The organism is Streptomyces sp. NPDC050534, assembly GCF_044457745.1.
Lineage (GTDB): Bacteria > Actinomycetota > Actinomycetes > Streptomycetales > Streptomycetaceae > Streptomyces.
Genome location: NZ_JBITHF010000003.1, coordinates 192032 through 214777 on the forward strand (window position 1 = coordinate 192032; position 22746 = coordinate 214777).

The 22746-nt window shown below is 71.2% G+C and carries 16 protein-coding genes, 3 tRNA genes and 1 pseudogene; 11 read left to right on the forward strand and 9 right to left on the reverse strand.

The window, feature by feature from the left end:
* Positions 1 to 70: 70 nt before the first annotated feature.
* The gene (locus tag ACIBN2_RS11860) at positions 71 to 481 is read left to right on the forward strand and encodes a gamma-glutamylcyclotransferase family protein (protein ID WP_399134163.1); all 411 of its coding nucleotides are present in this window, start codon (positions 71 to 73) and stop codon (positions 479 to 481) included.
* 3 nt (positions 482 to 484) lie between these two features.
* Here ACIBN2_RS11860 and ACIBN2_RS11865 read toward each other — a convergent pair whose 3' ends face one another.
* Both ACIBN2_RS11865 and ACIBN2_RS11870 read right to left on the reverse strand, forming a co-directional pair.
* Positions 485 to 2587, reverse strand: a complete 2103-nt coding sequence (locus ACIBN2_RS11865) for a molybdopterin oxidoreductase family protein (protein WP_399134164.1) — start codon at positions 2585 to 2587, stop codon at positions 485 to 487.
* Positions 2588 to 2701: 114 nt separating this feature from the next.
* The gene (locus ACIBN2_RS11870; protein WP_399134165.1) at positions 2702 to 3388 is read right to left on the reverse strand and encodes a vancomycin high temperature exclusion protein; all 687 of its coding nucleotides are present in this window, start codon (positions 3386 to 3388) and stop codon (positions 2702 to 2704) included.
* 259 nt (positions 3389 to 3647) lie between these two features.
* On the opposite strand from ACIBN2_RS11870, the gene ACIBN2_RS11875 reads away from it, so the two are divergent.
* The 5 genes from ACIBN2_RS11875 (at position 3648) to ACIBN2_RS11895 (ending at position 10700) form a co-directional block, all read left to right on the forward strand.
* Positions 3648 to 4520: a sirohydrochlorin chelatase gene (locus ACIBN2_RS11875; RefSeq protein WP_399134630.1), complete on the forward strand. Its 873-nt coding sequence runs from the start codon at positions 3648 to 3650 to the stop codon at positions 4518 to 4520.
* Between the two features lie 50 nt (positions 4521 to 4570).
* Entirely contained in the window at positions 4571 to 5884 is a 1314-nt protein-coding gene (locus ACIBN2_RS11880) for a deoxyguanosinetriphosphate triphosphohydrolase (protein WP_399134166.1), read from the forward strand.
* Between the two features lie 135 nt (positions 5885 to 6019).
* Positions 6020 to 7285 carry an NAD(P)/FAD-dependent oxidoreductase gene (locus tag ACIBN2_RS11885; RefSeq protein WP_399134167.1) on the forward strand — a complete coding sequence of 422 codons (1266 nt, stop codon included), beginning with the start codon at positions 6020 to 6022 and terminating at the stop codon, positions 7283 to 7285.
* Between the two features lie 105 nt (positions 7286 to 7390).
* Positions 7391 to 9295, forward strand: coding sequence for a DNA primase (gene dnaG, locus ACIBN2_RS11890; protein WP_399134169.1), 1905 nt, complete (start codon positions 7391 to 7393; stop codon positions 9293 to 9295).
* A 103-nt stretch (positions 9296 to 9398) separates the two neighbouring features.
* The gene (locus tag ACIBN2_RS11895; protein WP_399134170.1) at positions 9399 to 10700 is read left to right on the forward strand and encodes an RNA polymerase sigma factor; all 1302 of its coding nucleotides are present in this window, start codon (positions 9399 to 9401) and stop codon (positions 10698 to 10700) included.
* A gap of 112 nt (positions 10701 to 10812) precedes the next feature.
* Here ACIBN2_RS11895 and ACIBN2_RS11900 read toward each other — a convergent pair whose 3' ends face one another.
* The 4 genes from ACIBN2_RS11900 to ACIBN2_RS11915 all read right to left on the reverse strand — a co-directional run bounded on the left by ACIBN2_RS11900 (position 10813) and on the right by ACIBN2_RS11915 (position 16472).
* A complete protein-coding gene (locus tag ACIBN2_RS11900; RefSeq protein ID WP_399134171.1) occupies positions 10813 to 12744 on the reverse strand; it encodes an ABC transporter ATP-binding protein in 1932 nt (643 codons plus the stop codon).
* Positions 12744 to 14477 carry an ABC transporter ATP-binding protein gene (locus ACIBN2_RS11905; RefSeq protein WP_399134172.1) on the reverse strand — a complete coding sequence of 578 codons (1734 nt, stop codon included), beginning with the start codon at positions 14475 to 14477 and terminating at the stop codon, positions 12744 to 12746. The genes ACIBN2_RS11900 and ACIBN2_RS11905 overlap by 1 nt, the downstream gene beginning before the upstream one ends.
* A 115-nt stretch (positions 14478 to 14592) precedes the next feature.
* Positions 14593 to 16050 carry an FGGY family carbohydrate kinase gene (locus ACIBN2_RS11910; protein WP_399134174.1) on the reverse strand — a complete coding sequence of 486 codons (1458 nt, stop codon included), beginning with the start codon at positions 16048 to 16050 and terminating at the stop codon, positions 14593 to 14595.
* 116 nt (positions 16051 to 16166) lie between these two features.
* The gene (locus ACIBN2_RS11915; protein ID WP_384260642.1) at positions 16167 to 16472 is read right to left on the reverse strand and encodes a YtxH domain-containing protein; all 306 of its coding nucleotides are present in this window, start codon (positions 16470 to 16472) and stop codon (positions 16167 to 16169) included.
* A gap of 157 nt (positions 16473 to 16629) precedes the next feature.
* On the opposite strand from ACIBN2_RS11915, the gene ACIBN2_RS11920 reads away from it, so the two are divergent.
* From ACIBN2_RS11920 to ACIBN2_RS11930, 3 genes are all read left to right on the forward strand, one after another.
* Positions 16630 to 16702, forward strand: a tRNA-Asn gene (locus ACIBN2_RS11920).
* Positions 16703 to 16707: 5 nt separating this feature from the next.
* Positions 16708 to 16780, forward strand: a tRNA-Asn gene (locus ACIBN2_RS11925).
* A gap of 178 nt (positions 16781 to 16958) precedes the next feature.
* Positions 16959 to 17032, forward strand: a tRNA-Ile gene (locus ACIBN2_RS11930).
* Positions 17033 to 17357: 325 nt separating this feature from the next.
* On the opposite strand, the gene ACIBN2_RS11935 is transcribed toward ACIBN2_RS11930, so the two are convergent.
* Positions 17358 to 18503 carry a DUF418 domain-containing protein gene (locus tag ACIBN2_RS11935; RefSeq protein WP_399134175.1) on the reverse strand — a complete coding sequence of 382 codons (1146 nt, stop codon included), beginning with the start codon at positions 18501 to 18503 and terminating at the stop codon, positions 17358 to 17360.
* A 320-nt stretch (positions 18504 to 18823) separates the two neighbouring features.
* Here ACIBN2_RS11935 and ACIBN2_RS11940 point away from each other — a divergent pair, with 320 nt between their 5' ends.
* Together ACIBN2_RS11940 and ACIBN2_RS11945 are read left to right on the forward strand one after the other, a co-directional pair.
* Positions 18824 to 19039, forward strand: coding sequence for a hypothetical protein (locus ACIBN2_RS11940; RefSeq protein WP_399134176.1), 216 nt, complete (start codon positions 18824 to 18826; stop codon positions 19037 to 19039).
* A gap of 35 nt (positions 19040 to 19074) precedes the next feature.
* A pseudogene (locus tag ACIBN2_RS11945) lies at positions 19075 to 20649 on the forward strand (ABC transporter ATP-binding protein).
* Positions 20650 to 20941: 292 nt separating this feature from the next.
* Here ACIBN2_RS11945 and ACIBN2_RS11950 read toward each other — a convergent pair.
* Positions 20942 to 22048: a histidine kinase gene (locus ACIBN2_RS11950; RefSeq protein ID WP_399134177.1), complete on the reverse strand. Its 1107-nt coding sequence runs from the start codon at positions 22046 to 22048 to the stop codon at positions 20942 to 20944.
* Complete coding sequence (locus ACIBN2_RS11955; RefSeq protein WP_399134178.1) at positions 22045 to 22716, reverse strand: response regulator; 672 nt, start codon at positions 22714 to 22716, stop codon at positions 22045 to 22047. The genes ACIBN2_RS11950 and ACIBN2_RS11955 overlap by 4 nt, the downstream gene beginning before the upstream one ends.
* Between the last annotated feature and the right edge of the window lie 30 nt (positions 22717 to 22746).

A 22746-nucleotide genomic window follows, 5' to 3' on the forward strand; every position in this document is an offset into this window, starting at 1 on the left:
TTAAGGGGCCATGACAGATCAAGGTCCATAGCGCGACCGAGGAGGTATGTGAGGAGAGAGAATCGTTTTTGTGAGCCTCCGTTTCTTCGTCTACGGCACCCTGCTCCCCGGCGAGGTCAACCACGGCCCGTTCCTGCGCGGCCGCACCGCGGCCGAGGAGCCGGGACGGCTGAACGGCGCGGTGCTCTACGACGGACCGGGCTATCCGTACGCCGTCGAGGAACGCGGCGGTGTCGTGCACGGCGAGCTGGTGACCGCACTGCCCGGCAGCTACGAGGAGTTGCTGGCCGACCTCGACCGCCTGGAGGAGTACGCGCCCGGTGACCCGCGCAGCCTCTACGAGCGCGTCGAGCGCGAGGTGCTCCGCGACGGTGCCGGCCCGCCCGTACGCGCCTGGGTCTACGTGGCCGCCCCCGCCGTCGCCGCACGCCTGCGCACCCGCGGGAAGCCGATCGAGAGCGGTGACTGGCGGCTCAGGTGAGCGTCACGTCCGCACGGCCTCCAGCCGCACCGCGCACGACTTGAACTCCGGCATCCGCGAGACCGGGTCGAGCGCCGGGTTGGTCAGGGTGTTGGCGCGGCCCTCACCGGGCCAGTGGAACGGCATGAAGACGGTGTCCGGGCGGATCGAGGTGGTGATGCGGGCCGGCGCCACCGCGCGGCCCCGCCGGGAGACCACCGCGACCGGGTCGCCCTCGGCCGCCCCGAGCCGCGCCGCAAGCCGAGGGTGCAGCTCCACGAACGGGCCCGGCGCGGCGGCGTTCAGCTCCGCCACGCGGCGGGTCTGGGCGCCGGACTGGTACTGGGCGACGACCCGGCCGGTGGTCAGCAGCACCGGGTACTCCTCGTCCGGCTCCTCGGCGGAGGCGCGGTGCGAGACGGGGACGAACCGGGCCCGGCCGTCCGGGGTGGCGAACCGGTCGAGGAAGAGGCGGGGGGTGCCGGGGTGGGTGGCGCCCGCGGCCCCCTCGTCCGCGGACTCGTCCTGGGGGCACGGCCAGAACACCCCGTTCTCCTCCACCAGCCTGCGGTAGGTGATGCCGGAGTAGTCGGCCGGCCCGCCCGCGCTGGCCCGGCGCAGCTCCTCGAAGACCTCCTCGGCGTCGGTCGGGAAACCCTTCTCCACACCGAGCCGGCCGGCCAGTTCGTGCATGACCTCCAGGTCGCTGCGGATGCCGTCGGGGGCGGTGATCGCCTGCCGCCGCAGCAGGACACGCCCTTCGAGACTGGTGGTCGTGCCGGTCTCCTCCGCCCACTGGGTCACGGGCAGCACGACGTCCGCGAGGGCCGCCGTCTCGGACAGCACGACGTCGCACACGGCAAGGAAGTCGAGCGACTTGACGCGTTCCTCGACATGCGCGGCCCGCGGCGCCGACACCACCGGGTTCGACCCCATCAGCAGCAGGGACCTGATGTCCGTGCCCAGGGCGTCCAGCAACTCGTAGGCGCTGCGGCCCGGTCCGGGCAGGCTGTCGGGGTCCACGCCCCACACCTCGGCCACATGGCGCCGCGCCGCCGGATCGTCCAGCTTGCGGTAGCCGGGCAACTGGTCGGCCTTCTGGCCGTGTTCGCGTCCGCCCTGTCCGTTGCCCTGCCCGGTCAGGCAGCCGTACCCGGACAGTGGGCGGCCCGCCCGGCCGGTGGCCAGGCACAGGTTGATCCACGCGCCCACCGTGTCGGTGCCCTTGGCCTGCTGCTCGGGCCCGCGCGCGGTCAGCACCATCGCGGCCTCGGGCTCGCAGAACATCCGTACCACCTCGCGCAGTTCGGGAACGGACACCCCCGTGATCCGTTCCACGTACTCGGGCCAGTGCGCCATCGCCGCGGCCCGCGCCTCCTCCCAGCCGGCCGTACGGTCCTGGACGTACGCCTCGTCGACCCGCCCCTCGGCCACGATCAGGTGCAGCAGGCCGAGCGCGAGGGCGAGGTCCGTGCCGGGGCGGGGCGCGAGGTGCAGGTCCGCCTGTTCGGCGGTCTTCGTGCGGCGCGGGTCGACGACGATCAAAGTGCCGCCGTTCTCCCTGAGTTCGCTGAAGAACCGCAGCGCCGGCGGCATGGTCTCGGCGAGGTTCGACCCGACGAGGATCACGCAGCCGGTCCGCGGTATGTCCTCCAGCGGGAAGGGCAGCCCGCGGTCCAGCCCGAAGGCCCGCGTGCCGGCGGCCGCCGCCGACGACATGCAGAAACGGCCGTTGTAGTCGATCTGCGAGGTGCCGAGCACCACCCGGGCGAACTTGCCCAGGGTGTACGCCTTCTCGTTGGTCAGACCGCCCCCGCCGAAGACGCCGACCGCGTCCGGGCCATGTTCCGTACGCGTTCGGCGCAGCTCCTCGGCGATCCGGTCCAGTGCCTCGTCCCAGGTGGCGGGCACGAGCGTGCCCCCGGAGCGCACCAGCGGGGAGGTCAGGCGCACCCGGGACGAGAGCACGGCCGGCGCGGTACGGCCCTTGCCGCACAGCGCGCCCCGGTTCACCGGGAAGTCCGCGCGCTCGCTCACCTCGACCGTCCCGTCCGGGGCGGGCGTCAGGTTCATCCCGCACTGCAGGGCGCAGTACGGGCAGTGCGTGGGCGTCGCGGTGATCTGCATGCCACCCAGCGTGCGTCGGCCGTGTTACGTGCGGGACGGCCCCCTGTTACGCCGGCGGGACGGCGACCTCCCGCCCGGCGCCCGCCAGGCGTGAGGGGCGCCGCGCCCGCCCCGTCACCGGGCGCTCGCCAGCGCCGCAGGCACGCCCGCCTCCTTCGGTCCGAGGAAGCGCGGGTCCGGCTGGAACACCGCGTCCAGCGCCGCCTTGCCCGCCGCGAAGATCTCGCGCGTGCCGCCGTAGTACCAGGTCACGTCGTGCTTGTCCTGGACCCCGATGCCGTACGACCGCACGCCCGCCGCCTGGCACAGTGCGACCGCCCGCCGGATGTGGAAGCCCTGGCTGATCAGCACGGCCCGGTCGACGCCGAAGATCTTCTTCGCGCGGACGCAGGAGTCCCAGGTGTCGAAGCCGGCGTAGTCGCTGACGATCCGCCCGTCGGGGACGCCGTGCCGGGTCAGGTAGACGCGCATGGCGTCGGGCTCGTCGTAGTCCTTGCGGCTGTTGTCGCCGGTGACCAGGACGACCTGGACGCGGTTCTCGCGGTACAGCCGCGCGGCCGCGTCCAGGCGGTGGGCGAGGTAGGGGGAGGGCTCGCCGTCCCACAGGCCCGCGCCGAAGACGACGGCGACCTCGGTGCGGGGCACGTCCGCGGTGGTCCGCAGCCGTTCGGCGGTGACCGTGTACATCCAGGTCGCCGGCAGCAGCGCCAGCACGCACCCGGCCATCACGGCCTGCACCAGCCGCCGGCGGCCGGTACGCGTGCGTGGCAGACGTGGTGTGCGCAACGTGGGTCGGCGCATCGGACGGTCCCCTCCCGTGTGGCCTGCGAAGCCGGTGTGTCGACAGTCAGAGACGTCCTGTCAGGCCGCGCGGTTCGCGCGCACGGTGGGTGATCAGTCTCACTCGGAGAGTGAAAGTCCAGGTCGCGCCGGCTCACAAACCCCACAGGCCGCACGGTGAACGGCCGGAAAGCGCCCGTCATTCCCGCGCAACGGATCGGCAACCTGCGGCACCGACCATGTGTCCATGACGCCGTCGAACCCTCCTCGCGCCGAGTCCATGACCGAGCCCGGTGCGGCCGCGCAGTTCCAGGCGGCCCACCTCGGCAGCACGGCCCATCTCATGGACCGGATCAGCACGCAGCTCGCCAGCCAGCTCTGCCTCGTCTCGCTCAACGGCAGGCGGCGCCCCGGCCCTCCCGCCCTCGTGGTCGTGGCGCACGGCAGCCGTGACCCGCGCGCACTGAAGACCGTCCACGCGCTTCTTGACCGGATCCGGGACGAGCGCCCCGGGCTGCCCGTCCACCTCGGCCACATCGAGCTGAACGAACCGCTCCTGCCCGACACCCTCGCCTCCCTGGGCACCGGCGAGGCCGTCCTCGTCCCGCTGCTGCTCGGCCGCGGCTACCACATCAAGCGGGACATCCCCGAGATGGCCGCCGCATCCGACGCGCACACGCGCGTGGCCGGCGCCCTCGGCCCGCACCCGCTGCTCGTGGAGGCCCTGTACTCCCGGCTCGTCGAGGCCGGCTGGCGCACCCGCATGGACGAGGCGGGCCGCCGCGAGAGCGCCGTGGTCCTCGCCGCAGCCGGCTCCCGCGACCCGGAGGCGAAGGTGGACACGGGCCGCACGGCCCAGCTGCTCGCCGACCGCCTGGGCGTCCCGGTGGTCCCCGCCTACGCCACCACCGCCGCACCGGCCGTCCCGGACGCGCTGCGCGCCCTGGCCGCGAGCGGCCGCCACCGGGTCGCCGTCGCCTCGTACTTCACGGCACCGGGCCGCTTCGCGACCGAGTGCGCCCAGGCGGCCCCGTGGATCGCCTCGGCCCCGCTGGGCACCCACCCGGCGATGGCCCGCCTCGTCCTGCACCGCTACGACCAGGCGCTTGCGACGCCCGGCACGGCGCCGCGGCCCGAGCTCGCCTCGGCCTGAAACGGTCACTGACGTCCCGATTGTCGGTGCCGGGCTTTACTGTCGGGTGCATGGAAGGCATCGCAGGCATCGCACCGCAGGCTTACGAGAACCACGTCCCGCCGCCCGGGTACGACGCGCCGGCGGTGGAGCGTTGGGTAGCGGAGCCCGACAAGCGCCCCGGACGCACCGCCTTCCAGCGCGACCGCGCGCGCGTGCTGCACTCCGCGGCCCTGCGCCGGCTGGCCGGAAAGACCCAGGTGGTCACCCCGGGGACCCGCAGCCAGGCGTGGGACGCCAGCCCGCGTACGAGGCTCACCCACTCCCTGGAGTGCGCCCAGGTCGGCCGCGAGCTGGGGGCGGCCCTGGGCTGCGACCCCGACCTGGTGGAGGCCGCCTGCCTCTCCCACGACCTGGGCCATCCGCCCTTCGGGCACAACGGCGAACAGGCGCTGAACGAATTCGCCGAGGACGTCGGCGGCTTCGAGGGCAACGCGCAGTCGCTGCGGCTGCTCACCCGCATCGAGCCCAAGCGCTTCACCGACGGCGGCTCCCGCTCGGTCGGCCTCAACCTCACCCGCGCCACCCTCGACGCGGCCGCCAAGTACCCGTGGCCGCGCGGCGCCCACCCCACCGACCCCGGCTCCCGCAAGTTCGGTGTCTACGAGGACGACCGCCCCGTCTTCGACTGGGTCCGCAAGGAGGCCCCCGGCCCCCGCGCCACCTTCGAGGCCCAGGTCATGGACTGGTCGGACGACGTGGCGTACTCGGTGCACGACGTCGAGGACGGCCTGCACGCCGGCCACGTCGACCCCAACTGCCTGCACGCCGAGCCCGAGCGGCAGGCGGTCTTCACCGTGGCCGTCGGCCGCTACGTGCCCGCGGGCACCGACACCGCCGAACTGTCCGCCGCCCTGGACCGCCTCCAGGACCAGGAGTGGTGGCCGCACGGCTACGACGGCTCGGCGGTCGCCCAGGCCCGCCTCAAGGACTCCACCAGCCAGCTCATCGGCCGCTTCTGCCTCGCCGCCGAGGCCGCCACGCGCGCGAGATACGGCTCCGGGCGCCTCACCCGCTACGACGCCGAGCTCGTCGTCCCGTACGAGACGCGGCTGGAGTGCGCGGTCCTCAAGGCCGTCGCCGACCGCTACGTCATGCAGCGCGCCGAGCAGGAGCGGCTGCGGGCCGACCAGCGGATCGTGGTGGCCGAGCTGGCCGAGGCGCTCACCCTCCGTGCCCCGGACGGCCTGGACCCGCAGTTCCGGGCCCTGTTCGACCAGGCCGGCGACGACCGCGCGCGCAAGCGCGTCGTCGTGGACCAGATCGCCTCCCTCACGGACGCCTCGGCCCGCTCGCTTCACGCGCGTCTGACGGGGCATCCATGAGACTGGCGGGACGCGGGGGACACCAAACACGCCCGAATGTGACCCTCCGTGGCCTGATCGGGCCACTCCCTCTTCCCCCATCACGCTGCGTGCGGGACGCTCGCATGTGGCGGCACCCTTAAGAGGAGGCATCAAGTGGTCGACGCGGATCAGACATTCGTCATCGTCGGAGGCGGCCTCGCCGGCGCGAAGGCGGCCGAGACGCTCCGGGCGGAGGGCTTCAGCGGGCGCGTGATACTGATCTGCGACGAACGCGACCACCCCTACGAGCGCCCGCCACTGTCCAAGGGCTACCTGCTGGGCAAGGAGGAGCGCGACAGCGTCTTCGTCCACGAACCGGCCTGGTACGCGAGGAACGACATCGAGCTGCACCTCGGCGAGACCGTCGAGGCCATCGACCGCACGGCGAAGACGGTCCGCTTCGGCGAGGACGGCACGCTTGTCCGCTACGACAAGCTGCTGCTGGCCACGGGAGCGGAGCCGCGCCGGCTGGACATCCCGGGCACCGACCTCGCGGGCGTCCACCACCTGCGCCGCCTCGCCCACGCCGAGCGGCTCAAGGGCGTGCTGGCCGCCCTCGGCAGGGACAACGGCCACCTCGTGATCGCCGGGGCGGGCTGGATCGGCCTGGAGGTCGCGGCGGCGGCCCGCGAGTACGGCGCCGAGGTCACCGTCGTCGAGCCCGCGCAGACCCCGCTGCACGCGGTCCTCGGCCCCGAACTCGGCAGCCTCTTCGCGGACCTGCACCGCGAGCACGGTGTCCGCTTCCACTTCGGCGTGAAGTTGACGGAGATCGTGGGCCAGGACGGCATGGTGCTGGCCGCCCGCACGGACGACGGCGAGGAGCACCCCGCCCACGACGTCCTGGCGGCGATCGGCGCGGCCCCGCGCACCGGTCTCGCGGAGGCGGCCGGCCTGGAGATCGCCGGCCGCGAGCACGGCGCCGGCATCGTGGTCGACGAGCGGCTGCGCACCTCCGACCCCGACATCTACGCGGCCGGTGACGTCGTCTCCTTCCCGCACGCCCTGTTCGGCACCCGCCTGCGCGTCGAGCACTGGGCCAACGCCCTCAACGGCGGACCCGCGGCCGCCCGCGCCATGCTCGGCCAGGACGTCACCTACGACCGTGTGCCCTATTTCTTCTCCGACCAGTACGACCTGGGGATGGAGTACAACGGCTGGGCGCCCCCGGGCTCGTACGACGAAGTGGTGATCCGGGGAGACGCCGGAAAGCGTGCGTTCATCGCCTTCTGGATCAAGGACGGCCAGGTGCTGGCCGGGATGAACGTGAACGTGTGGGACGTCAAGGACCCCGTCCAGCAGCTGATCCGCTCGAAGACACGGGTGGACACGGAGGCGCTGGCGGACCCGCACGTTCCGCTCGACAGCCTCGTCTCTTAGATGTCGCACCACCCCCGTGCTGCGATTCCCGGGGGCAACCCCCGGACCCCCGGCCGAACGCGGAGGCGCCCCAGGAGTGTCAGTTCTGCCCCGTAGAATCACCACGTGGCAGGACGGATCAACGACGAGGACGTGAAGGCGGTACGGGACGCGGTCCCGATCGACGCCGTGGTCTCCGAGTACCTCCAGCTGCGCAACGCGGGCGGCGGCAACCTCAAGGGCCTGTGCCCGTTCCACGACGAGAAGTCGCCGTCCTTCCAGGTCAGCCCGAGCAAGGGACTCTTCCACTGCTTCGGCTGCCAGGAGGGCGGCGACACCATCACGTTCGTGATGAAGGTCGACCACCTCTCCTTCTCGGAGGTGGTCGAGCGCCTGGCCGCCCAGGCGGGCATCACGCTGCGGTACGAGGAGGGCGGGTACAACCCGTCCCACCAGCGCGGCGAGCGCATCCGCCTGGTCGAGGCCCACAAGGCCGCCGCGCAGTGGTACATGGAGCAGCTGGCCACCAGCCCCGAGGCCGACACCGGCCGTGCGTTCCTCGCCGAGCGCGGCTTCGACCAGGCGGCCGCCGAGCACTTCTCCGTCGGCTACAGCCCCCAGGGCTGGGACCACCTCACCCGTCATCTGCGCGGCAAGGGCTTCACCGACAAGGAGCTGCTCCTGTCCGGCCTCGCCCAGGAGGGCCGCCGCGGCCCCATCGACCGCTTCCGCGGCCGGCTGATGTGGCCGATCCGCGACATCGGCGGCGACGTCGTCGGCTTCGGCGCCCGCAAGCTGTACGAGGCGGACAACGGCCCCAAGTACCTCAACACGCCCGATACCGCGATCTACAAGAAGTCCCAGGTCCTGTACGGCATCGACCTCGCCAAGAAGGACATCGCCAAGGCGTCCCGTGCCGTGGTCGTCGAGGGCTACACCGACGTCATGGCCTGCCACCTGGCGGGCGTGACGACGGCGATCGCCACCTGCGGCACGGCCTTCGGCGGCGACCACATCAAGATCCTTCGCCGGCTGCTGATGGACAACGGCAGCGCGCGCGTGATCTTCACCTTCGACGGCGACTCGGCCGGCCAGAAGGCGGCCCTGCGCGCCTTCGAGGACGACCAGAAGTTCGCCGCCGAGACCTACATCGCGATCGCGCCGGACGGCATGGACCCCTGCGAGCTGCGCCTGGCGAAGGGCGACGACGCGGTGACGGACCTGGTCGAACCCCGCACCCCGCTCTTCGAGTTCGCGCTGCGCCAGATCGTCGTCCGCTACGACCTCGACACCCCCGCCGGCCGCGCGGCGGCCCTGGACGAGGCGGCCCCGATCGTCGCCCGCATCAAGAACAGCGGCGCCCAGCACGAGGTCGCCGTGCAGCTCGCCGGCATGCTCGGCATCCTCGACACCCAGTTCGTGGTCAAGCGGGTGGCCCAGCTGGCCCGTTGGGCCCGCGACCGCGGCGGCAAGGGCGGCCCGGGCCCGGCGGCGCGCGGCCCGCAGACGTACGAGGCGGCCCCCCGCCCCAGGAACTCCGGCCCCGCCCTCAACCTCCGCAACCCCGTCTACGCCACCGAACGCGAACTGCTCAAACTGGCTCTCCAGCAACCGGAGTTGGTCTCCCCGGCCTTCGACGCGTACGGCATCGACGAGTTCACCGCCGCGCCCTACGCCGCCGTACGCCAGGCGGTCATGGAGGCGGGCGGCGCCGAGGACGGCACGCGGGACGCCCAGGAGTATCTGGTCCGGGTCCGCGAGGCCGCGCCCGACGACGCGGTACGCGCCATGGTCACCGAACTCGCCGTCGAGCCGATCATGCGCCGCACCGTCGACGAGGTGTACGCGGGCACGGTGCTGGTCCAGGTCAGGCGCCGCGCCGTGGAGCGCCGCATCCGCGACGTCCAGTCGCAGATGGCCCGGGCCTCCGCGGGCGGAGATCCGGCGCAGCTGGCTGCGGTACAGAACGAATTGTGGGTACTCCAGCAGTACGACCAAACGCTGCGGGAGCACGGAGCCGCGGCGCTCTGAGCACAGCCGAACGCCTGGGTAACCGCGCGGTCACGGCACGATTGCAAAAAGTCACCGCACGCCCCTCGTGGCGGCGATGTGTCGTACTCCACACTGGGTTCCGGTGCCTGAGTCCTCGGAGCGCGGCCGACCCGTCCCACACGGGTCCCACACCCCCGCGGTTCCGCTCATCGCGTACGGGACGGACAGCGGCGTGGCCGCAGACTCCGCCCCCGAAGTACCGCTGCCGCTCACCTCTGCAGCGATCATCCTGGAGGTCGCCCCCGTGCAGACCCAGACCCTCACCCAGACCGACACCAGTACGGACACGGAGCCGGACGCCGAGACCGAAGTCCTGGTCGCGGTCCCCCCGCAGACCCGTGTGATGCACCACCCCGAGGCGGACCCGGAGGGCCCGCCCGAAACGGCCGAACCGCCCGCCGGGGCGCTGGAGACCGAGCCCACCGAGCCGGCGGACCCCCCCGTCGTGGAGCGCGCCCGCGCCGACACCGGCGGCCCGTCCTCCGACCTGTTCCGCCAGTACCTGCGCGAGATCGGCCGCATCCCGCTGCTCACCGCGGCCGAGGAGGTCGAACTCGCCCGCCGGGTCGAGGCCGGCCTGTTCGCCGAGGAGAAACTGAGCAACACCCCCAGTCTCGACAGCCAGTTGACTCTCGACCTGGACCGTCTGGTGGTCATGGGCCGGATGGCCAAGCGCCGCCTCATCGAGGCCAACCTGCGGCTCGTGGTGTCCGTGGCCAAGCGCTACGTCGGCCGCGGCCTGACCATGCTCGACCTGGTCCAGGAGGGCAACCTCGGACTCATCAGGGCGGTCGAGAAGTTCGACTACGCCCGCGGCTACAAGTTCTCGACGTACGCGACCTGGTGGATCCGCCAGGCCATGTCCCGCGCCCTCGCCGACCAGGCCCGCACCATCCGCGTCCCGGTCCATGTCGTCGAACTGATCAACCGGGTCGTCCGCGTCCAGCGCCGCATGCTGCAGGAGCGGGGCTACGAGCCGACCCCGGAAGAGGTCGCCGCCCACCTCGACCTGCCGCCCGAGCGGGTCAGCGAGGTGCTGCGGCTCGCCCAGGAGCCCGTCTCCCTGCACGCCCCGGTGGGCGAGGAGGACGACGTGGCCCTCGGCGACCTGATCGAGGACGGCGACGCGACCTCGCCGGTGGAGTCGGCGGCGTTCCTGCTGCTCAGGGAACACCTGGAGGCCGTGCTGTCCACGCTCGGCGAGCGCGAGCGCAAGGTCGTCCAGCTCCGCTACGGCCTGGCCGACGGCCGCCCGCGCACGCTGGAGGAGATAGGCCGCATCTTCGGCGTGACCCGGGAACGGATACGGCAGATCGAGTCGAAGACCCTGAACAAACTCCGCGACCACGCCTTCGCGGACCAGCTCAGGGGATACCTGGACTAGAGCTCCCCAGGGGCGCGGGGCCGTGTGCATATGCGGCTCCGCCGCGGCGCGACCAGCCACGATGGGCCGGTGGACGACCCACCGGCCCATCGCGGCACTTCCCGCGGAGCGACTAGTCGACCTCGGCCACCGCCTGGGCGAACTGCGCCTTGTACAGCCGCGCGTACGCCGCATCCGCCGCCAAAAGATCCCCGTGCGCGCCCTGCTCGACGATCGACCCGTTCTCCATGACGAGGATCGTGTCCGCGTCGCGGATGGTCGACAGCCGGTGCGCGATCACGAACGACGTACGCCCGTGCGCGAGTTTGGCCATCGCCTTCTGGATCAGCACCTCGGTCCGGGTGTCGACGGAGCTGGTGGCCTCGTCGAGCACCAGGATCACCGGGTCGGACAGGAACGCCCGCGCGATGGTGATGAGCTGCTTCTCACCGGCGCTGACCCCGGTGCCCTCGTCGTCGATCACGGTGTCGTACCCGTCGGGCAGCGTACGGACGAACCGGTCGGCGTGCGCGGCCCGCGCCGCCTCCTCGATCTCGCCCCGGGTGACGTCCCGGGACGCGCCGTACGCGATGTTCTCCGCGATCGTGCCGCCGAACAGCCAGGTGTCCTGCAGCACCATGCCGATCCCGGAGCGCAGTTCGTCCCGGGACATGGACGCGATGTCGACGCCGTCGAGGGTGATCCGCCCGCCGGAGACGTCGTAGAACCGCATGAGCAGGTTCACCAGGGTGGTCTTGCCGGCGCCCGTCGGGCCGACGATCGCGACCGTGTGTCCCGGTTCGGCCTTCAGGGACAGGTTCTCGATCAGCGGCTTGTCGGGGTCGTAGCGGAAGGAGATGTTCTGCAGTTCCACCCGCCCGCGCAGTTCCTCGGGCCGCCGTCCCTCGACCGGATCCGCCTCCTGCTCCTCCGCGTCCAGGAGTTCGAAGATCCGCTCGGCCGACGCGACGCCCGACTGCACCAGGTTCGCCATCGACGCGACCTGCGTCAGCGGCATCGAGAACTGCCGCGAGTACTGGATGAAGGCCTGCACGTCACCGATGGACAGGGCGCCCGAGGCGACCCGCAGACCGCCGACGACGGCCACCAGCACGTAGTTGAGGTTCGACACGCACATCATCAGCGGCTGCATGATCCCGCTGTTGAACTGCGCCTTGAACCCGGCCTCGTACAGCGCGTCGTTCTGCTCGGCGAACTGCCGCGCCGACTCGTCCTGGCGGCCGAACACCTTCACCAGCGTGTGGCCGGTGTACATCTCCTCGACGTGGGCGTTCAGCTTGCCGGTGGAGCGCCACTGCTGCACGAAGTGCGGCTGCGACCGCTTGCCCACGCGCGTGGCGACGACGAACGACAGCGGCACGGTCACCAGCGCGACCAGCGCCAGCAGCCACGACACCCAGAACATCACCGCGAGCACACCGATGATCGTCAGCAGCGAGTTGATGAGCTGGCCCATCGACTGCTGCAGCGTCTGCCCGATGTTGTCGATGTCGTTGGTCGCGCGGGACAGCACCTCACCGCGCTGCCGCTTGTCGAAGAACGACAGCGGAAGGCGCGACAGCTTCGTCTGCACGTCCTCGCGCAGCCGGAACATCGTGCGGTTGACCGTCCGGTTGACCAGCCGGGTCGCCACCGCCATCAGCAGACCGGCGACCGCGAACGTGCACAGCGCCAGCAGCAGTACGCGGCCCACGGCGTCGAAGTCGATGCCCTGGCCCGGTGTGAAGTCGGTGCTGCGGAGCATGTCGGCGATCTGGCCCTGGCCCCGCGCCCGCATCGAGTCGAGGACCTGCTCCTTGGTCGCACCGGCGGGCATCTGCCGTCCGACGATGCCGGAGAAGACCAGGTCGGTGGCCCTGCCGAGGATCTTGGGCCCGATCACGTTGAGGCCCACGCTGACCACCACGCACAGCAGCAGCGCGTAGATGGTGAGACGTTCCGGCTTGAACTGGGAGATCAGGCGTTTGCCCGACACCTTGAAGTCCATCGAGCGGGCGTCCGGGCCGCCGCCCTGGCCCATCATCCGCGCCATCGGCCCGGCCATCAGGCGGCCTCCGCTTCCGTCAGCTGGGAGAGCACGATCTCCCGGTAGGTCTCGTTGTCGGCCATCAGCTCGTGATGACGGCCGGCCCCGACGACCCGGCCCTCGTCGAGGACCACGATCCGGTCGGCGTCCCGGATGGTCGCCACCCGCTGGGCGACGATCACCACGGTCGCCTCCGCGGTCTCCTCGGACAGCGCCGCCCGCAGCGCCGCGTCGGTGGCGTAGTCGAGTGCGGAGAAGGAGTCGTCGAAGAGGTAGATCTCCGGGCGCTGGACGAGCGTGCGGGCGATGGCGAGCCGCTGGCGCTGACCGCCCGAGACGTTCGTACCGCCCTGCGAGATGGGCGCGTTGAGCCCGCCCTCCAGCCCGGTCACGAAGTCCTTGGCCTGCGCGACCTCCAGCGCGTGCCACAGCTCCTCGTCCGTGGCGTCCGGATTGCCGTAGCGCAGATTGGTCGCCACCGTGCCCGCGAACAGGTACGGCTTCTGCGGTACGAGCCCGACCGTCTTCGCCAGCAGCTTCGGTTCGAGCGAGGCGACGTCCGTGCCGTCGACGAGGACCTCGCCGTCGGTCGCGTCGAACAGCCGCGGGACCAGCCCGAGCAGCGTGGACTTGCCGCTGCCGGTCGAGCCGATCACGGCGGTCACCTCACCGGGCCGGGCCACCAGGTCGATCGACCTGAGCACGGGCTCCTCGGCACCGGGATAGCGGAACCCGGCACCCCGGATCTCCAGGTGCCCGTGCCGGCGCAGCTCCGTGACCGGCGCGACGGGCGGCACCACGCTGGAGGAGGTTCCGAGGACCTCCTGGATCCGCTCGGCGCACACCTCCGCGCGCGGCACCATCATGAACATGAAGGTGGCCATCATCACGGACATGACGATCTGCATGAGGTAGGCGAGGAAGGCGGTCAGATCGCCGATCTGCATTCCGCCGCTGGCGATGCGGTGCGCGCCGAACCACACCACCGCGATCGACGACAGGTTCACCACCGTCATCACGATCGGGAACATCAGCGCGAGCATGTTGCCGGTCTTCAGCGACATCTCGGTGAGATCGGCGTTGGACTTCCGGAACCGGTCCTTCTCGTACTCGTCCCGGACGAAGGCGCGGATGACGCGGTTGCCGGTGATCTGCTCGCGCAGCACCCGGTTCACCGTGTCCAGCCGGGTCTGCATGGAACGGAACAGCGGCCGCAGCCGCCGCACGATCAGGGTCACGCAGATGCCCAGGGTCGGCACCACCGCGACCAGCACCGCGGACAGCGGCACGTCCAGGCCGAGCGCCAGCACGATGCCGCCCACGCACATGATCGGCGCGGACACCATCAGCGTGAACGTCATCAGGGCCAGCATCTGGACCTGCTGCACGTCATTGGTGGTACGGGTGATCAGCGACGGCGCGCCGAAGTGGCCGACCTCCCGCGAGGAGAAGGACTGCACCCGGTCGAAGACGGCGGCCCGGACGTCCCGGCCGAGCGCCGAGGCGGTCCGGGCGCCGAAGTAGACGGCACCGATGTTGCACACGACCTGCGCCAGCGAGATGCCGATCATCAGGGCGCCGAAGGAGAGGATGTAGCCGGTGTCACCCTTCACAACGCCGTTGTCGATGATGTGCGCGTTCAGCGTGGGCAGGTACAGCGTGGCGCAGGTCTGCAGGAACTGCAGCAGCACCAGCAGCGCGATGGGTTTCTTGTAGGGCCTCAGATAGGTCCGCAGTAGTCGTATGAGCACGCTACGTCTCTCGGAGTCGGCGATGGGGCGGGCTTGATGCCCGAGGCTCCTATCGTCGGACACTCCACCCGTGTTACCTCAACCGATTAAGCCGACAGCAGTGCGCTTTACCGTCTTACGGGCGGAAAGCTCCAGGGTGTGTCTGATCCCTCACGGAAACGAACTGCTGCCGCACCGCCTGACCCACCGCCAGCTCGTCGCCGGGCTCGAGGACCTGCGCGGCCGCGCCCTGCCAGGCCGGCGGGTTGCGCGGGTCGAGGGTGCCCTGCGAGGCACCGAGCGCCCAGGCCGCCTGCCGGGCGGCACCGATCGCCGCGTAGTCCGCGGGCTGCGGCACCACGACCTGCGCACCGAACAGCATCGGCGCCGCCGCCTGCACGGCGGACAGCTCGGCGGCCGCCCCCAGCAGGAAGACCCGCCGCACCTCGACACCCCGGCCGCGCAGCACGTCCAGCGCGTCCGCGAGCCCGCACAGCATGCCCTCGAACGCCGCCCGCGCCAGATGCTCCGCCTTCATCGACTCCCGCCGCAGCCCGGCGAGGGTGCCCGCGGTGTGCGGCAGGTTCGGCGTCCGCTCACCCTCCAGATACGGCAGGAGTACGAGTCCGTGCGAGCCGGGCGTCGACTTCAGCGCCAGGTCGGACAGACTCTCCAGGTCGGGCAGGCCGAGGAGTTCGGCGGTCCCGCGCAGGGCCCGTACGGCGTTGAGCGTGGTGACGACGGGCAGATGCATGCCGGTCGCGTCGGCCAGCGAGGTGATCATCCCGCTGCTGTCGAAGAGGGCCTCGGGGTGGACCGCCATGACGGACCCGGAGGCGCCGAGCGACACCACGGCGTCACCGAGCCCGATGCCGAGCCCGAACGCGGCGGCCATGGTCTCGCCGGTCCCCGCCGAGATCAGCAGCCCCTCCGGGGTCGTACCGGCCGGGTCGGCCGGCCCGATCACCTCGGGCAGCATGACCTGGTGACCGAGTGCCAGGTCGACGAGATCGGTCCGGTAGGAGCCGGTGGCCGCCGACCAGTACCCGGTCCCGGAGGCGCCGCCCCGGTCGGTGGTCCGGCGCACGGGCCGCCCCAGCAGCTGCCACACCAGCCAGTCGTGGGCCTGCATGAGCATCGCGGTGCGCAGGGCGGCGTCGGGCTCGTTCTTCGCCAGCCAGCGCAGCTTGGTCACCGGCTGCGCGGCCTGCGGCACGGACCCCACCGCCTGCGCCCACGCCTCGCGCCCGCCGAGCGCGTCGATCAGATCGGCCGCCGCGACCTGCGCCCGCTTGTCCCCGCCGACCATCGCGGGGCGAACGGTGCCGCCCTGCGAGTCGAGCGGCACGAGCGCGTTCGCCTGCGCCGACACGCCGATGGCCTGCACGCCTTCGAGCAGTCCGCCGCCGGCCGCCTCACCGAGTGACAGCAGCCAGGCCTGCGGGTCGACGTCGGAGGGCCGTCCGCCCCCGCCGTCGGCGCCCTCGACCGGATGCGGGGCGTACCCCTGCCTGAGCACGGCACCCGTGTCCGAATCGCAGACGACGATGCGAGTGAAATCGGGCGCACTGTCCAGCCCGGCGACTATCCCCATGACGAAAATTCTATGGGCCGTGCGCCGCGAAGGCGCGTGGCCTCACAGGCCCCTCGCAGCCGAGGAGAAACGATGTGCTGCGGACAGCCCGGTCCATGTGCTGCGGACGGCCTGAACTAGGTGTTGCTGGTGCCCCAGTCGTCCTGCGCCGCGCCGTCGCCGCCGCGTTCGCGAAGGGAGCGCACCCGCTGGGCAACCGAGTCCGGCACGCGGTCCCCGACCTTGTCGCTCACCACGTGGTACGCCTTGCCCGCGAACTCGCGCCCCTGCTGCGCCGCCGACTCCGCGGTGTTGCGGACGGCGGGGTTCTGCGCGACCTGGCGTGCCGACTTCTTCAGCTGCTCGTACCGCTCGCGCCCGGCGCGCGTGCCCAGTACGTAACCCAGGGCCAGTCCGACGACGAACGTCAGCTTGTAGCGCATGGCGGCCACCCTCTCCTTGTGCAGGTCTCTGGCGCGGTGTCGGTGCCGGGGGAACCGATTGGCGGAGCACCCCCCTGCTTGCGCTAATGTATGTGTCGCAGCGAGCGCCCGCCCCCTGGCGAATACCCAGGTAGGTACGTTCGATGCAACGAGGCATTCCTCCGTAGCTCAATTGGCAGAGCAGCCGGCTGTTAACCGGCAGGTTACTGGTTCGAGTCCAGTCGGGGGAGCTCGGTCCTCCGTAGCTCAATTGGCAGAGCAGCCGGCTGTTAACCGGCAGGTTACTGGTTCGAGTCCAGTCGGGGGAGCATGCTGAACGAGGACCCCTCCGGGGTCCTTTTTCATGTCCGGCCCCGCGCCCGGGAACCGTGCAGGTCACGGCGGAGTCCTCAAGGGCAGGCGAAGTCGACCATACGAAGCAGGAGATCGTATGAGCGGCTATGCTGCGGCAGACGGCGCGCACAAATGTGCGCGACACGCCGCTATGGGGCGGTAGCTCAGCCGGTTAGAGCAGCGGACTCATAATCCGTCGGCCGTGGGTTCGAGTCCCACCCGCCCCACCTGTGCAGGTCTGTGACCTGCGGAAACGTTCATTTTTGGGTGTCGGATCGTCAACTTTGCCTGAACGGACTGAATCCGCTGCCCGCGCGGTCAACGCCGTTGCGGTCAGCGTTGGCTAGAACCGCGCTGACCTGAACGGACGTGTCGGGCAACGGTCTGGGCAAGCTGCCGTAGGGGCATAGCCTTCGCCGTCCACTCGCCCCGCACCTACGCGTGACGAGACGGGCCTACGGGTGGAAACCCGTAAGGACCGAGCCGCTTGCCGGATCCGTGAGCGGTCCAGGCCGGGGTGGGACGTGGAGGTCGAGCCACCCCGGCCGGGCCTCATCGGATGTACTTCGCCGGCTTGGTGGCGGCGTTGAGCAGATACTCCAGGGGGCCGCGGCGGAAGAAGCGGGACCAGACCGCGGCGAACACGATCGCCCCGAGGATGAACATGAGCAGTGGCACCCAGGACTGCTCGGTGCCGGGCCCGACCCCGAGCTCGGACAGCCAGGACTGTACGACGAAGTGGCCGACGTAGGCGGTCAGGGACATGGTGCCCACGGCGACGACCGGATTGGCCAGGCGGCGCAGTCGCGGGAGGCGGTCCATCGCCACCGTCGCGCCCACGATCATGAAGATCGCGACTCCCACGCTGCCGATGATGTCGAACGTGGTGCCACTGTGCGGCCCGGCCGTGAAGAGCGACGAGGCCGGAATATGGGGCTCCAGCGACCCGCTGTCGAGGGGCATCGACCCGGAGCCGCCGGACGACGGCCCGTCTTCCGCCGTGCTCCTCAACGCGTCCTTGCCGGCCAGCAGCAAGGACATGCCGTACGCGGCCACGGTGAGGGCGGCGCCGAGCGCGGCCAGGCGCCACTGGACGGCGGTCTGGGACAGGTCGAGGCGGGCCAGCGCCATACCGGCGATCAGGAACGGAATCCATGTGATCGTCGGGTAGAAGCCGGTGAACAGCAGATCGAGCACTCCCACGTCGCTGAGCCGGTGGAGCGGGTCGTAGGCGTTGATGCTCTGCTGGACCTGCTGGGTCAGCAGCGGGCTGAGGGCGAACGACAGTTGTGGTGTGACGAGGGCGAGGGCGGCCGCGATGATCGCGAGCGTCCTGGCCCGCAGTCGCACCAGAGGCAGCGCCAGCAGGAAGTAAACCCCGTAGAAGCCAAGGATGATCACTCCCCCGTATTCCATCGCCATCACGGTGCCCAGCGCCAGCAGGACGAAGGCCCGGATCGCGATCCGGGCCTTCGCCTGCCGGCCGGCCAGGCCGGTCTTCGGCTCCCGGCGGCCGGCGATCAGCATCAGTGAGAATCCGGCGAGGGTGGCGAACAGGACCGACGAGTGACCGTCCGCCATGTACCGGACCCAGCTGGCGACGCCGTCCGTGGTCGACAGTGGGGGACCGACGTGCACGACGTACATGCCGAACACTGCCAGCGCGCGGGCCAGGTCCACCCCGACGAGGCGTCCCATCGAAGGACCGGTCGAGACTGGCACGGCGGATTCGGGGGAGGTTCGGGGCGGCGGAGGCGAGTTCTCCTGCGGAGCTGACGTCTCCTGCAGCGGCTGCGACTTTGTCATACGGAGAAGCTCGCGTGGACGTCGGGCGGCTGACCATCCGGCAGGCTTCGGTAACGGCCCCGCCGGTCGGCGGGTACCGCCCCGCCGACCGGCGGAGTCACGTCCCGACCGGTCCGGCGCGACCGGACGGCGGCCTGCTCCAGCCACTCGGCGGGGGTGGACCCGACAGGTGCCGGATGGGCGCGAGGCGGCCGGGCTTCCAGGCTGGAGGCATGACAGACCGTGAGCGACACAAGGAGCCCGAGGACTTCCTCGGATCATCGGCCGATGTAGCGGGCAGTGACGCCGTCCCTGACAGGGGCGAGTTTCTGGAGTTCGTCGGCCTGGCGCTGGCGGCGGGCGCCGTCGTGCTGTTCGTCGTGCGTCCTGAGGTCTTCGGAGCGTTGGTGCACACCCTCGTCACGGGCACAGCCGGACTCGTCCCCTGAACCGACGAGGAATTCCGAACACCGCATCCGCCCCGATGACGGATGAAACCTCCCTGTCCGCCCGAGAGACGGCCAAGGCGCTGTGCGCTTATGTCCGGCCGCACCGGTTGGCTGTCGCTCCCGGCCTGCTGTGCGCCCTGGTCGAGGCCGCCGGGGGACTGCTGCAGCCGGTGGCCACCAAGACACTGGTGGACCGGCTCGCGACAGGTGGGACCATCGCCGGGATCCTGATGGCGCTCACCGCGCTGGTGGTGCTGGGCACGGCGGTCGAGGCGTTCGGCGCGTATGCGCTGGAGCGGACGGCGGAGTCGGTGGTCCTGGCCGCGCGGCGCACCCTTGTGGGGCGGTTGCTGCGGCTGCGGATCGCGGAGTGGGACGGATCCCGCCGGGTGACCTGATGTCCCGGGTCACCTCGGACACCACACTGCCGCGGGCGGTCAGCACCCAGGCGGTCGTCTCCGCGGCCGGCGGCGCGGTGGCCTTCGTGGCGGCGATCGTGGTGATGGCGTTCCTGGACGTCGTGCTGCTGGGTGTGACGCTCGGTGTGGTCGGGCTGGTCGGCGGCGCCGTCGCGCTGGTGATGCCGAGGATCGCCCGCGCCACCGAGCGGTCGCAGGAGGCGGTCGGGGAGATCTCCATCGCGTTGGAGCGGGTCTTCGGGCGTTTCGCACGGTGAAGGCGTCCGGTGCCGAGGAGCGGGAGGCCGCCCGGGTGGAGGACGCGGCACAGTGGGCGTGGCGGCACGGGGTGAACAGCGCGAAATGGGAGTCCGTGGCAGGTTCGGCGGACGAACTCGCCGTACAGCCGGCGTTTCTCGCGGTGCTCGCGGTCGGTGGGGCGCGGGTGGCGTCCGGGGAGATCCCCGTGTCCACCCTCATTGCCTTCCTGCTGTACCTCTTCTACCTGATCGAGCCGGTGTCCAAGCTGGTCGACGCCGTGTCCCACTATCAGGAGGGCGTGTCCTTCCGCTGCCGTAGCGGCCTGCCGTACATCCGTCAGCAGGTGAGTTTCGAGGTGCCGGGCACCGGAATGACGGCCTTCGTTGGACCCTCGGGCGCGGGCAAGTCGACGGTCTTCGCGCTCATCGAGCGGTTCTACGAGGCCACCGGCGGCCGGGTCCTGGTTGACGGCAAGGACGTACAGGACTGGTCCCTGTCCGAGCTGCGGTCTGCCATCGGGTACGTGGAGCAGGACGCTCCGGTGCCGGCCGGCACGCTGCGCGAGAACCTGGTCTTCGCTGCGCCCGGCGCGACGGACGACGACATCCGCGACGTCCTGGGACGGGCGAAGCTCTGTCGGGCGCTGAGCGGCAGCGCATCGCCATCGCCCGCGCCCTGCTGCGCAAGCCCCGGCTGCTGCTTCCGGACGAGGCGACCTCGCAGCTCGACGCCATCAACGAACTGGCGCTGCGGGACGTCATCGCGGACGTGGCCCGGGAGACCACCGCGCTGGTGGTGGCCCACCGCCTGTCGAAGGTGACACGCGCCGACCGGATCACCGTGATGGACGCCGGACGAGTACGGGCCGTGGGCACCCACGAGGAACTGGTGACCCAGGACCGGTTGTACGCGCGGCTGGCGGCCACTCAGTTCCTGGTCCCCACGCGATAACCGCCGCACGCAAGGTTGTCCGGCCGTCCACTGCGGGTCGTGGTACGAGGTTTGACGTCACCAACGTGCAGTGACAGCCACCCTTCTTGTTGCCGGCCGCGCGGGCCGGCGTCCGCGGAGGCATGCGGGTTGCACGTCTGGTCCGACGCAGACCTCAAGCCACCGGGCCGCCCTGCTCGAGTGGACGTTGAGGGCACACGTCTGCAGAAGGCCCCCGAAGCGGAGCGCAAGGAGCCCAAGCGAGCTTCGTGAGCCGACGCAAGCCGACGGGACGGCATGAGGCCCTGGTCGGTCAGTCCGCACTGAGCGGAATCCGCAGCCGTACCCGGTAGCCGCCCTCCGCGGTCGGGCCCGCCTCCAGGGTGCCGTGCAGGATGTCGGCCCGTTCCCGCAGACCGACCAAGCCCTGCTGTGAACCGGGCAGGGACAGGGAGGGACGCGTGGGCGCGGTGTTGGCGACGGTCACTCCGACGTCGTCACCGTCCTGCCACAGCTCGACGCGGGCCGTGGCGCCGGGGGCGTGCTTGCGGACGTTGGTCAACGCCTCCTGGACCGTGCGGTAGAGGGCCCGTTGCGCGGGTGTGCCCACGGCGGGCGGAAGCTCACCTGACAACTCCGTGTGAGTGCCGCTTGATTCCACCAGTTTGTGCAGGTCGGAAAGGGTGGGCTGAGGCGTCAGCTCCGTGGCGTGGCCGCCGGAGGCGCGCAGCAGCGTGACCATGGTGCGCAGTTCGTCGAGTGTGGTGACGCTCAGCGAACGGATCGTGCGGGCGGCCTCCTTGGCGTCCACGTCCTTGGTGGCGACCTGCAGGGCTCCGGCCCGTACGGCGATCAGGCTGACCTGGTGGGAGACCACGTCGTGCATCTCGCGGGCCAGCTGGGCACGTTCCCGCGCGAGCACGGCCTGGGCGTGCAGGGCACGCTCGTGCTCCCTGGCCTCCTCGATCTCGGCCAGCCGCCGCGCCAAGTCCCGTTGCGCCTGGAGAAGCTGGCCAAAGAGGACCGGGGCCGCGGCGGTCGCCAGGCCGTACACGAAGAAGACCAGTGTCATGGTCCGGTCGACCTCGGCCAGCCACGGAGTGCTGCTCGCGATGGCGGACAGGGCGACGCACACGGCGAGGAGACGGCGGTTGCGGGAGCGTTCGGCCAGAGTGAACAGCGCCACAAGCACGGCGACGGCGACATCCTGCATCAGCGCGATGGGCAGGGTGAGCAGGAAGACGCCGAGCGGGAACCTGCGCCGGAAGGCCAACGCGGCGCAGCCGACCGCGGCCAGCGGGACGCCGAGCCGCGTGTGCTCCCACATGTTCAGCCATACGTCCACGGCCGCCACCGCCACCAGGGCGAGGTCGACGACCGGCGCGGGAATCCGCTGCCACGCGGCGCGTGCACGACTCATCGGCCGGCCTGCGACCGCGGGCGCTCGTCCAGCAGTCCGGCCCGCTGCGCCAGCAGCGCGGCCTGCACCCGGCTGGTCACCCGCAGCTTGGTGAGGATCGCGCTGACGTGGTCCTTGACCGTGCCGACACCCAGGTGGATGCGCGTCCCGATGTCGGCGTTCGACAGGCCCTCCGCCACCAGGACGAGGACGTCACGCTCGCGGGCGGTGAGCAGCCGGACGCGGGCCGCCTCCTCGTCGACGGCCGCCTCGGTGCCGTGGTGGCTGTGCAGCAGCGTCCGGGACGCCTTGGGGGACAGGACCACGCCGCCCGCGGCCAGGGTGCGCACCAGGTGAGCGAGCTGCTCCGGCTCGGTGTCCTTGAGCAGGAAACCGGCCGCGCCGGAGTGCAGCGCGGTCAGGATGTACGCGTCGGCGTCGAACGTGGTCAGCATCGCCACCACCGGCGCGTCCGGCCCGGTTCGCAGCTCGCGCAGCACCGTGAGCCCGTCGACGTCCGGCATCCGGATGTCCAGCAGCACCACGTCCGGCCGCTCCCGGCGGACGGTCGCCACGGCGTCGCCCCCGCTCGCGGTCGCGACGACCTCGATGTCCTCGGACGCGCCCAGAATGAGTTCGAAGCCCGAGCGGACCAGTGCCTCGTCGTCCACCACCACTACCCGGATCACGTGCGCTCCGCCTCACCTTCATCCATGCCG

Coding starts and splice junctions, on each gene's coding strand:
- ACIBN2_RS11950 (WP_399134177.1), bottom strand. CDS start 22,048: ATGAGTCGTGCACGCGCCGCGTGGCAGCGGATTCCCGCGCCGGTCGTC.
- ACIBN2_RS11875 (WP_399134630.1), top strand. CDS start 3,648: ATGACCGAGCCCGGTGCGGCCGCGCAGTTCCAGGCGGCCCACCTCGGC.
- ACIBN2_RS11880 (WP_399134166.1), top strand. CDS start 4,571: ATGGAAGGCATCGCAGGCATCGCACCGCAGGCTTACGAGAACCACGTC.
- ACIBN2_RS11910 (WP_399134174.1), bottom strand. CDS start 16,050: ATGGGGATAGTCGCCGGGCTGGACAGTGCGCCCGATTTCACTCGCATC.
- ACIBN2_RS11935 (WP_399134175.1), bottom strand. CDS start 18,503: ATGGGACGCCTCGTCGGGGTGGACCTGGCCCGCGCGCTGGCAGTGTTC.
- ACIBN2_RS11870 (WP_399134165.1), bottom strand. CDS start 3,388: ATGCGCCGACCCACGTTGCGCACACCACGTCTGCCACGCACGCGTACC.
- ACIBN2_RS11940 (WP_399134176.1), top strand. CDS start 18,824: ATGACAGACCGTGAGCGACACAAGGAGCCCGAGGACTTCCTCGGATCA.
- ACIBN2_RS11915 (WP_384260642.1), bottom strand. CDS start 16,472: ATGCGCTACAAGCTGACGTTCGTCGTCGGACTGGCCCTGGGTTACGTA.
- ACIBN2_RS11900 (WP_399134171.1), bottom strand. CDS start 12,744: ATGGCCGGGCCGATGGCGCGGATGATGGGCCAGGGCGGCGGCCCGGAC.
- ACIBN2_RS11865 (WP_399134164.1), bottom strand. CDS start 2,587: ATGCAGATCACCGCGACGCCCACGCACTGCCCGTACTGCGCCCTGCAG.